The organism is Mucilaginibacter sp. P5_A6 (assembly GCF_056400585.1).
On sequence record NZ_JBFUKZ010000045.1, the window covers coordinates 1 to 11,968 of the forward strand.

The 11,968-nt window shown below is 35.5% G+C and carries 11 protein-coding genes; all 11 read left to right on the forward strand.

Annotation, left to right across the window (positions count from 1 at the left end; all coding sequences use genetic code 11):
• The first annotated feature begins 307 nt into the window (after positions 1-307).
• Complete coding sequence (locus AC1DO4_RS26840) at positions 308-751, forward strand: hypothetical protein (RefSeq protein ID WP_477420841.1); 444 nt, start codon at positions 308-310, stop codon at positions 749-751.
• A gap of 76 nt (positions 752-827) precedes the next feature.
• Positions 828-1,259, forward strand: coding sequence for a hypothetical protein (locus tag AC1DO4_RS26845; RefSeq protein ID WP_477420842.1), 432 nt, complete (start codon positions 828-830; stop codon positions 1,257-1,259).
• Positions 1,260-1,367: 108 nt separating this feature from the next.
• Positions 1,368-3,149 (forward strand): hypothetical protein, encoded by a 1,782-nt coding sequence (locus AC1DO4_RS26850; RefSeq protein WP_477420843.1) that lies wholly within the window; start codon positions 1,368-1,370, stop codon positions 3,147-3,149.
• A 425-nt stretch (positions 3,150-3,574) separates the two neighbouring features.
• Complete coding sequence (locus AC1DO4_RS26855; RefSeq protein ID WP_477420844.1) at positions 3,575-4,054, forward strand: hypothetical protein; 480 nt, start codon at positions 3,575-3,577, stop codon at positions 4,052-4,054.
• Positions 4,055-4,085: 31 nt separating this feature from the next.
• Entirely contained in the window at positions 4,086-4,616 is a 531-nt protein-coding gene (locus AC1DO4_RS26860) for a hypothetical protein (RefSeq protein ID WP_477420845.1), read from the forward strand.
• 358 nt (positions 4,617-4,974) lie between these two features.
• Complete coding sequence (locus AC1DO4_RS26865; protein ID WP_477420846.1) at positions 4,975-5,421, forward strand: hypothetical protein; 447 nt, start codon at positions 4,975-4,977, stop codon at positions 5,419-5,421.
• Between the two features lie 2 nt (positions 5,422-5,423).
• The gene (locus AC1DO4_RS26870; RefSeq protein ID WP_477420847.1) at positions 5,424-5,888 is read left to right on the forward strand and encodes a hypothetical protein; all 465 of its coding nucleotides are present in this window, start codon (positions 5,424-5,426) and stop codon (positions 5,886-5,888) included.
• Positions 5,889-5,956: 68 nt separating this feature from the next.
• A complete protein-coding gene (locus AC1DO4_RS26875; RefSeq protein ID WP_477420848.1) occupies positions 5,957-6,793 on the forward strand; it encodes a protein NO VEIN domain-containing protein in 837 nt (278 codons plus the stop codon).
• Positions 6,790-7,281, forward strand: coding sequence for a hypothetical protein (locus tag AC1DO4_RS26880; RefSeq protein ID WP_477420849.1), 492 nt, complete (start codon positions 6,790-6,792; stop codon positions 7,279-7,281). The genes AC1DO4_RS26875 and AC1DO4_RS26880 overlap by 4 nt, the downstream gene beginning before the upstream one ends.
• Positions 7,282-7,285: 4 nt before the next feature.
• Positions 7,286-8,215: a hypothetical protein gene (locus AC1DO4_RS26885; RefSeq protein ID WP_477420850.1), complete on the forward strand. Its 930-nt coding sequence runs from the start codon at positions 7,286-7,288 to the stop codon at positions 8,213-8,215.
• Between the two features lie 731 nt (positions 8,216-8,946).
• A partial coding sequence (locus tag AC1DO4_RS26890; RefSeq protein ID WP_477420851.1) for an SIR2 family protein occupies positions 8,947-11,968 on the forward strand: 3,022 nt, incomplete at its 3' end.

Below are 11,968 nucleotides of genomic sequence, written 5' to 3' on the forward strand. Positions count from 1 at the left end.
GAACAAGACCGCAATTGGAATTAATTTATGACATGTTTGAAATTATTGAGTTCGTTGCGCCAAAACTTAGTGTAGTTGGAGATCACATTCACAATTACAGACAGAGGATAAATGACACTTTAAAAAAATAATCAATTTATCTGTCAGATTTTTTACGTTTCTATACATCTCATTTCTGAAACCCCTCCCAATAATTTTAAGGATTTTTGTTCATCAACAAAGAAGGAGGTGCGCAGCCTTTCCGTTGTACGAAAGATCATAATTCTTTTGTTAAAAACAAATTTATTTAAAATAATCAAAAATGACAATGAAGAAAAATACAGCGAAACCAGCTAGTATAATTGATGAAATTCTAAAGAAAAGCTCTGAAGATTTCGATCAAACAGCCGCACCAAAGTACGATTACGTAGTTGACGCAAACAGTTTTTTTACTGAAAATAATCCCGACGGCTTTATGACAAAAAAAGGGCTGCTAACCATGCTCGAAGGAAAAACAAGAAAGGAACTGGCCGATTTTGATGCCTTTTTACAAAAATTGAGTTCGGGGGCTACCATCGAATGCAACCCTAACCCAGATTTGGATAAAAGTGGCCGGGAATGCATTTACGTTAAAATCTGGCTAAAAAATGGGAGTCAACCGTATAAGGTCTACACTTCTGAAATGCTATCTGATTTTATTGGATTATACCAAGATAAAGCGTTTACCTGTGATTTAAGCTTAACAAGTTTATACAAGACTGCTATAGCTTAACCAATTTTAACGGCGGTGTTGAATATCCGCCGTTAATTTCACTAATTATCAAGTTTAAATTTTAATAATACAAACTATGTTGAAAAAAAATATAATCGGGATGAATCCTGAACAATTAAAAGCCTTTATAAATGATCGGTCCATCCACCGCTACTTGTATATAAACACRGCTAAAGGCGTTTTTGATGATGTTGATGGTAAATCATTGTTAAATAAACAAGAATTTATAATGCTTTATAACAATTTCACTGAAGCCGATAAAGAGCAAGTTGAAGCCTTACTGTCAATTGGAAGAAATAATGTCAATATTGATATATGCCACACGATCGCCACAGATGCCAGGGGTACATATTGTGCTCCGACTATTGAAACTAGGACTGTAAAACACGAATTTAAAGTGTACGGCCCGATTGATTTCTTAACAATTTTGGGCACGAATTATATGGATGGTGCCTATGACTGTCCTGGGTTCACGTTAGAGGAACTTTATCAAGAAGCTTTGAAATAAGCGAACATACCTAGGGAGGCCATGCCTGGTCTCCCTTTTTCCTAAACTTATGGAATCTTAAGTCACAGCCTTTAAGCTGAATGGATATCCTATACCCAAACTAACCAAATGAATAAATTAAAAATATCTAAAGGTCAATATCTTAAAGATATAATGTCCGAGATTCCGACAAATACAATCATTGACAAGACATTGCCTAACATTGGTGCGACGACACTTGAAATTGAAGCACCTCGCAATTCCATTTTAATGGAACCAAATGTTCCAGTTATAAAAGGAAAAAAGAAAAAAGGCGTTCTGGGAATTTRTGAAGGCGTAACAATTGATGACGTTATCGACTACTTATCAAGTAACGTTGAGTACAAAAAAATGATTGTAACGCCTGAGTCTTTCTTTAAAATTAAAGATGCTGCAAGAGTATTAAAAATTGATTTATATAAAACCTATTTTTTCCTTTTTGATGAAAGTGATAGAGTAATTCAAGATGCTGGGTTTAGGCGAAAAATAACGTTGCCAATGGATGATTTTTTCAAGTTTGACAACAAAGCCTTTATATCGGCTACGTCTTTAGACCCACGAGATCCAAGATTTAGGCAACAAAACTTTTCGAAGTTGGTCATTGCACCCGATTTTGACTACGCTAAACCTATTGATGTAATTACTACTAATAATGTCTATCTCAGTCTCAAAAATGCTCTTGCGAATATTCCAGTAAATCAATATTGCATTTTTTTCAATTCAACCAACATGATTGGGGCTTACATCAAAAAAATGGAGTGTGGCGCAATTAGCCAGGTATATTGCTCTAGGGAAAGTAGCTACCAACTTAAGATTAGTAACATACCGAACGTATCAGATCATTTAAAAGACTATCTAAAGTACAATTTCTTCACCAGCCGTTTTAATTCTGCCGTTGACATCTATCTAGATACTAAACCAGTTGTAATTATGTTGACAGATTTAAATTCTGCAATTCATTCCATGATACATCCACGAACAGAGGCTATACAAATTGTGGGTAGGTTTCGCAATGGAGTTGATAAAGTAATTCACATCACTAATCTTGATCCCGACATAACGCCAAAAAGTGCAGAGGAAATGAAGGGATACCTTTTAGGTTGTGAAGATGCGTATAAAACTATTAGGGCACTCCATCAAGGAGCGACAAATCCAGGTTTTAGGGATTCTTTAGCTGATAGCCTTAAAATAATCCCTTACGCCAATTTTATTAATGACGATGGCAGCAAAAATTATTTCATGGAGGATAACGTTTACTTAGAAGAAGAAATCAAAAGTTGCTATGTGGATTCAAACGCACTGATGAAAGCTTATGATTTGAAACACTTTAAAGCAACCCATATTTCTGAACTATACCCACTTAATGATGACACCAATAGAAGGCTTTCTAGTGGAATATCGATGCTTGAAGTAGTTAACTCGATTATCGATAGCCTGCAAATTATCAACGATAATTCGTCGCTTTATTCGTTCAATAACCAGCAAACAGTAATTGATGAACTCAATAAATCATTTCCTGATATTGTAGAAGCCTATAAATTATTGGGGGCAGAAGAACTAAGGAAAAATGGCTATTCAAAAAAACAAATAAAAAAAGCGTTAAAGCTAAAAAAAGAAAAAGATCAAAAGTCTAATTACGGCTTTATAACAACTCTACAAAACTATCTTGAAGATGGCGTGGATTATCCATCTTCGGAACTGAAACGGTTTACCGCATTAGCCATAAACAAATATAATCTTAACCTAAGGCCCCATATATCTTTGGTTCAAGATTATTTTGAAATGAGCAAGCGTAAAACTCTTGGATTTGACAAGTCTGGCAATGAGATTAAAGGCTACAGGATCAAGAACTCAAAATTTATCAGGCTATAAAAAGACACTAAATTATTAGGGTATAACCCCTGTTATTCTACTGTCTTAAAAATAACAGCCTTGGCTTCTTAGCCAGGGCTGTTTGCGTTTAAAAAATTTATTTATATAAAAATAGACATCGGTTTTATAACATACCCCTAGCAAATTATTTGTACGTCCCGAGCGAGACGAGTCTATCACATCAGCACCCCTCCGCTATGTTGATGTAAAATCGATTCGACAGCACTATCTCATTTATACGTAGTGCCTAGTAATTTGAAAATCACTTTTCAAATGGCAATCGCCATACTGTCAAATCGATTTTATTTCATCGACCTACCAGCGAAGGGCCACATTTCAAGGCACTTTCTAAGGTAAAAACCCCCACTTAACCACCCCACCATACAGTAATTTAACCCCATTTCTAACCCATTTAACGCACTAAAATGAAAGCAACAACACAAACTACACCGACAAAAGAAACGGCTTTAGAAGCCAAAAATCAAGCTGTTACAGCAAGCTATTTCGCAATCGTCACCGATGTAAAAGACCTTATTAAACTGTATCCTACAGATTATTTACGCACATTGATAGAAATAAATTATCAATCAATTGGCCTTAGTACCAAACATGGTTTTTACAGCCCTTTAATCCATTTACAACTTGAAGAACACGAGGGGCAAAACTTCATCAGCTTCGCCCGAAACTTCAATTTTAAACAGCAAATCGGCAATCACCTGGACAGCCTGCTAACGCGTTGTGTTTATAAACATACTGCTGAGAGTAACACTCCAATATTTATCGAGGACGCTCTTAATGTGTCTCTTTATAATGTAGATGATTTCCGACAAGCCAAACTCTTGCTTGACAAAGGTTTTAAAGACTGCAAGAAACTCACAATCGAACAACAACAGAAAGGGGCCTAACGGCCCTTCTTCATTTAACAACAATTCATTTATGGAAACAACAGTATTAGAAATGCTTAAAGCTGCACCCGTTGAGGTGCAGCGATTATTTGAACCTTACCATCCTCCATTTATTGACACCCATCATAAAAATATGGAGATCACAAAAGTATTTGCAGGAATCATGAATGATTTACGCTATATCCTTTCACGGATGAGTAGTGTTGAGTCCCGCACTTATATAATGACGAATTATGAAAAGGGCGATACCTACAAGGGCTGTGTTTTATTCGAGTTTGTCAGCGTCCTTTGCTGTTTAACATTATCAGTAAAGGAGTATGCTTACTTTATCGAACTACAGACCGATACAGACATTCGGAAAGTCGTAGGTAAGCATAACTATAACCGGATGATTCGTTGCGCGTGGAGGGCGACAATGTACGATACAACACAACACGACCTGGAGGATTGCATTACAGTTGACACGGATTTGTTAGATCATTACGGTTATTGGAAGGCCCGGCTATTGGATGGTAGTAATGACAATACTATAATAATGGTAGAGGATGCAATCGTTGAATGACAAAACTAAGATGAACTTCCGTGATGCGGAGGTTTATCTTTTAGTTAGTTTATCGTACTTTCGTGCATAGCAATTTAAAATTAAAGAAGCATCATTTGAATACATAGAAGAAGCAATTACATAAAATAAAGATATAAGTGTTTAGCTTATCGTTCTTGTCTTAGGAAACCGCAAATTTAATTAGACAACGAGAACAGATTAGTTAAGTACCCACGCTATAGGCGTAAGGGTACTTGCTGGTTTGTTGTTGTCGGGTTCTTTGCGGTACCTCTAAGGCACGAACTAAGTACAGTCCCTTGCGCTTATTGTGTTTATAAACCTACCATAAAAGGACTGATATGGTATCCAACCTTATCAAATGAAAACCATTAAAACCATTTTCATCACAGCCATTATAGTTATGGCCTCTATCTCATTCAGTTCAGCCCAGGATTACGGAAAATTAGAACACTGGGGAAAAAGTTACAATCTCGACCGCACTTTCTTTGAATATCTCAACCAAAATATGGATTACTTCACCAAAGTAACCGCACCCCAATGGCGGTGGTACGATGGTCAGGATTATAATAATATATACGTTGGAATAGTAAACTATCTTAGAAATACCAACAATACAATTGTTGTTACAGAGGCTAATCAGTTACAATTTAGAAGTGCAACTGATATTATGCCTGGCCAAATCAATGAGCCCAAAAGGAGCAAGAAAAGCATGTCAAGGGCTGTTTGGGTACTTACCAATGTTGTGTTACCATCATTGCAACAGTTTGTTAAAAACTATGAAACCGTACATCAATTTCATCAGTAGTTATGAAAGTAAAGCTTCTGTTAATAATGCTATTCGCAACAATTCGGGTAGCTTATTGCCAACAAACCATTGTAGCTAAGTTTACTGTCCAAAGCGCTCAGAGAAACCACGTTGACCAAACTCTATTTTACACGAGTAACAACTCTTATTTTGTGTTTTATATAACAGCTGATAAACAGGTTTACTTCGGCTCAATTGTAAGTAAGACAAATCAGCAAAGTTATGGTGCGATATCTGAATTAACACGTACATCTGCACCCGAAACACAAAGCAGCTATGCTAGTGATACGTTTAATTTTAAATGGAATTATAGTAACTCCTACGACAACCATCAAGGCACAGCCAATGTGAAGCTTGTTAAAATAAGTAAGCCGGGAGGTGTCGCATTTGAACTAAAGATAATTCCTGAAACCCTTGATCTATTAGAATATAAGGGATTTATGGAGGGTTCGTTAAATCTTGATTAAACAAAAAGGAGCTTACTTCGGTAGGCTCTTTTGTTCTTACCTTTACATTTACCAATTCCTAGTTTAAAATGGCTAATTACAAATTCATTGATACTGTAGATGAGATAATCGAAAACTTATTGAAGTTCAACCAAACACCTGATGACCGTAGAGAGATGGCGGGAGGTGGAACGCTTTACTTTGTAAATGCAATGCTTGATGGCCAACAGGCATTTGCCCTTTCGAAATTTTGCGCTTTCAAGGGAGTTAGCGCAGATGAATATTTGCAAGAAAATGGAAGACATAAAGCTGGTGGAACCGAAACTCGAAAACATTTAGAAACTATCACCAACCAAGAGAGTATAGCCTTTAATGAACTTGATAGAGAATTGCAACATAGCTTTACGAAATGGATCACATCGTTTTATCCCAACTTTAATATAACCAAGGCCCAAATTATCATCTTGCCAAAGTCTGTTGTCGAAAAGGTACATCGCAAAAAGAAAACAATATCACAGGAAACCTTAGAGGCGATACTTGAACACAAAAAGTTGATTGGGATTATTGGCGAAGAAATAGCAATGAGGTTTGAGATAGAAAGAATACGAACGCAAGGCGCAAAGGACCCCGAGCAATTTGTTGCTCAAACTTCTAAAGATGATGTGAATGCGGGATTTGACATCTACTCCCATTTTAATGGAATAACCCGATTTATTGAGGTTAAATCTAACGTTAAAGGTCATGGAGACATTTTTATAACGAAGAATGAAGTAGACACTTTTGTCCGTAACGAGACTAGATCTTATATCTATTTAGTTAACATTCTGGATCTCGATAGTAGAAATGGTATGGTCTCAAAGGTAATTACTGAGCTAACACAATTGGGTGAATTGGAACCTGTACTGTACAAAGTTGTTAAAACATGAGTGAAACAGAACGCTACAATTTATTATGGTTATTGAACGCCATGACCCTTCCTGTAAACTACGACCAGGAGCGTTATTATTATGACGGTCAACGTAAAGACTTCTTTTATACCATCAAATCAAAAGATATTCCTTTCGGTTTTGGAATTTTAAATAAATTCGATCATCATTACTCCAAAGAGATCGAAAGCGATTTAGCCGTAAGGTTAGAATTAATAAATGATGAGAGTAGCGAGATTATTGAGATACCGAGAATTAACGTTGCCGAGAAGATAGATATTCAACTTCAATTTTTATCAAGGATGCCAGGAACTTATTGGCATAATGAACTTATACAAGCTGTAGAAAATCAACAGGATGATTATAAGTTCGTGTTAGATACAGTGTTGATTGAAAATGATAATTCTGCTGCAATGTCGAAATATTGGGATGATTATAAATTGCAGACCATAATTTCCTATCTTTCAGTATCCATAAACTTTGTTTGATTCAATGGAAGATTGCAGTCCAAAAGAGGTTGAAGAATTTAGCACCTTCCTTAAATATTTATCGAGTTTGTCAAACTACGGAATTACATATGATGTAGAGAAATATCTATTAGCTCAAATGGACAATTGCTTCAGCTTTATGAGCCATCCGCTTTTTAGTTTCCAATTTCCGGAACTAACAAGGTTATCTATTAACAAAAACATACTGGGAAAGAACAAACGTATTTACGATCAAAAGTATTTGAAATATCCACCAAAGGAGTACGTAAATAAATATGGCAGATGCAATTTGAAGCAACAAAGTATACTCTATGCGACGTTTGGTTCATTGACCGCAATTTCAGAATTGAAACCGTTAAAAGGTGATTTAATTACCATCAGTACTTGGGAGGTGCTCAATGGTGCTTCCTTACAGATAGCACCAATCTTAAGACAACCATCTGATGGCACGTTTAACCCAAGGATATGGGAAATGCAGACAAGAGCTGAAAAGCAGTTAGCTAATTATCCACCGAACATTCAACAGCAAATTTACATGCTAAACGAATTTATGGCGGATGAATTCACCAAATCTATAACAACGGGCAATGACAAGGATTATCTATTCAGTGCATACTTTGCAGATAAGATATTAAATAGATACAATAATGGAGAGGTAGAGGCAATGTACTATCCAAGTGTCCCTTCTAAGTTGAGCTTCGAGAATTTGGCGATCAAACCCGAAGTTTTCGATACTAAATACAAGTTAGTTAGAGTACACGAAAGTGTTGTTGATATGGATTATACCTCCAGCGCAGGTGGGACTATGATGTTGAGAATTGGGGAAGCAACAAAATTCAATGACGACACCGGTGAGATAGTTTGGAATGATGTTGTTAGACAACCTGAAGAACAAATGGACTATATTATTAAGGAATATGGTTATGAACTATGAGGCATCGGTCAATACTTATTAAAAGGAAATAAGGAGTTCTTCACTCTTAAGCTACACATACAATCTCGCCAGGCTTCATTTTGTTCAATAAGTGCTATGCACACATTTCACTCCATTGCTTTGGCCTACCCTCAATAGCGAAGATTCCCTTTATTGGCTACGCCACAACCCTACTATAAAGGAGATCTTCGCAATTACCCATCGCAAAAGCAGCCTGTCATGATTGTTGTGGTAGCAAAGTCGTTCATCACATGAGCTTTCTCTGTCTTTACAAACCTTTCACTTATGCTGCACTTACACTTGGTCTATTCGACCAGGTGACGTTTGCAAAGTTCAAGATTTATGCAGCCAGTCGCTCATCATAATTTTAGCTCACCAGCTGATCGCCAAAGGCTGCACATGCACAAAGCTTTTCTTTATAGGAAGTGGTTTAATGTCTTTGTGCCTGTTTGTGTAGGACATACTTCATATCGCACTACGTGCTTCTCTATGAAGACCTTTGGCTCAATTCGCTGTTGGTGAGCTGGTGATTTTTATGGTGGAAAATCAAACCAGTCGGTTTGAGGCTGCATTTAATTCTACAATTGCATTTTAGTCACGACCATATTTGGAGCAATCGTAAAATTAAATGCAGCTTAGATTAACTTATCATTAAGATCTTTTTCGCGTTTTTCACATTTCCCTCTCAGAATAATATTAATTATTATATTTATGGTCTTTCAAACCTTATTATGACAAATATTCCAAATAGCTTAATTGAAAACATTAAAGCTAAAAACGTAGTATTATTTCTAGGATCAGGGTTCGCTTACAATGCAAACCATCCCCAAAACAATCATCCTCCTTTAGGAAGTGAACTCGCAACTATGATCTCTAAAGAGTTTCTAGGAGGGGGATATAATAATGATCCTTTAACATATGTTTCAGAAATGGCGATATCTGAGCATTCACTATTCAAAGTTCAAGATTTCATAGCTTCAATTTTTGATAAGTTTTCACCGAACGAAAACCATATGCTCTATACTACCTTTGCTTGGAAAGCTATTTTTACAACTAATTATGATTTGATTGTAGAAAAGTCTTATCAAAAGAATAGTCGCCCTATACAAGAGCTTTCCAAAGTTTATAGAAATACCCCAGAATATCAAATTTTCAAATCAAGTAATACTGTCCCATATTATAAGTTACATGGATGCATAAGTAACATAAACGACGTTGATGTACCATTAATTCTCACAACTGACCAATATATAAACCATAGAAAAAACCGTGACCGTTTATTTTCAAAGCTATTGGAATTAGCTATGGATTACTCTATATTATTTATTGGCTACAGTAATCAAGATCAAAATATTAGAACGATATTAAAGGAAATAGAATCTTTACACGATGGTAGGCCTAGGTCCTATATGGTTGGACCCGGTTTTAAAGAGGAGGAAATTAGATTTTGGGAATCAAAAAAGATAACAGCCATCAAATTGGGGCATGAAGACTTTATTAAATTATTAAATAGTAAAGTCACCGAGAATGAAAAAATTCTTTCCGGTTTGAAAGAAGAGCAAGAAAGAGTCATATACAATAGATTTGTAATCAACGTAAAAGACTTAAACCCGACATCTAGCTTGTTGAATTTTTTGGACAATGAGTCAGAATATATTCATGGATCGATGCCCTCAACGGACACCGCTCCAGAAGCATTTTATAAAGGTTTTTTTCATAACTGGGACCCTATAATTAAAAACTTAGATATTGATCGAAACGAAAAAGACCGAATTTTAACACATATATTATTAGATGAAAAATATCAACATGATGACAAGCCTTACCTGTTCATATTAAAAGGGCACGCAGGCTCTGGTAAATCTGTCCTTTTAAAACGGATTGGCTGGGATTCAGCAATTGATTTTAATAAGCTGTGCATTTTTATTAAGCCCAACGCGTTGCTAAGATTTGAACCTATTTTTGAATTGTTTAATTATGTCAAGGAGCGGATATATATATTTATTGACAACGCATCAGAACATGAAGCATCGATACTAACATTAATTGRAAAAGCTTACAAAGAGAAAATACCTATAACCGTTTTCGCATCCGAACGAACAAATATCTGGAACGAAGAAAAAAAAATAAAAAGCTTTGTAACAGAAGATTTTTCTATTTCTTATTTAACCGAAAAGGAAATAGAAAACTTAATCGACAAACTCGAAAAATATGATTCTTTGGGCTTCCTAGAAAGCAAAACTAAAGAAGAAAGGAAAAAGGAGTTATCGGAAAAGGCAGGACGGGTTTTACTTGTTGCCCTTTATGAAGCAACAGGGGGCAAGACTTTCGAAGAAATTATTTTTAACGAATATGAGCAGATAAAAAGTGAACAAGCAAAATATTTGTATGTCACCGTGGCAATTTTGCATCGATTAGGATCAGAGACCAGGGCAGGATTAATAAGTAGAGTCCATGGGATAAATTTTAATGAATTCAAAAGCAAACTCTATAAACCGTTAGAATACATTGTTTTTGATGAGAAAAATCATTTTATAAATGATTACGTCTATAAAACAAGGCATCAGTATATAGCCGAGATAATATTTGAAACTGTTTTGAAAACTGAGCAAGAGCGATATGATGCCTATGTAAGCATTCTAACTTATTTAGATATTGACTATCATAGTGATTGGAATGCATTTCAATCGATGACTAACGCGAGAAAACTGAACGCCATTTTCAAAGACCCTATAAGAATTAGTAACCTTTATAAATTAGCTGAAGCAAAAAGCGTAGATGACCCGAAACTATTGCAGCAAAAAGCCATTTATCAAATGGTATCTAAAGGTGGAAATCTTAATCTTGCAGAAAAATACCTAAAGGAAGCTCATGAAATTACGCCTAATGACTCTGTTATTTCTCATTCATTAGCCGAGGTTTCTTATAAAAAAGCAGAATCCTCTAGAAATCCGTTAGAGAAACATCAGTATTTGAATCATGCAAAAAAGCTTTGTGAGGAAATTTTAAGGAGAAATAAAGAAGAGCCCTATAGTTATCACACCTTATTGAAAATTGCATTGATTAGACTTCGTGAGCTCTTAGATGAAGGCGACACTTTAGCAATAGAATCGAAGATAAAAGAAATTGAAAAGCTAGCTTCTACTGCTCGACAACTATTTCCAGATAAAGAATTTATTTTGGAAATAGAATCAAAATTCAATCAAATAATTGAAAATGAACCCAAAGCTATCGAATTGTTGGAAAAAGCTTTTAATATAAACAAGGCTTCTCCTTACATAGCATTAAGGTACGCAAAACTGCTACAGTCTAAAAAACAATTAAAGGATGCCTTGAACGCTTTGAAACAAACCTTGGATGTAAATCCTAATGATAAAGACGTAAACTTCCGTTATGCATATTTAACAAGTCTTTACAGTCCAGATAATGAAGCTGATATATTGCATTATTATCGAAGATCCTTTACTATGGGTGACACGCGTCATGATGCACAATTTTGGTAYGGTAGAGCTTTGTACATTTTCAATGACTTACCAAAATCTAAAGAAATTTTCGATGCGCTCTCAACTGCAAGAATCGGAATTGATCAAAAAAGGGAACCAAGAGGGATCTTGGAACACAACAATCAGAATATCAAATTTTATGGCACAGTAATAAGGAAAGAGCAGCATTATTTGATTGTTAAGCGAGATAAATTAGCAGATACAATTTTCGTCAATAGGTTTTCTGTTAGCAATTGGGATGATATAAAAT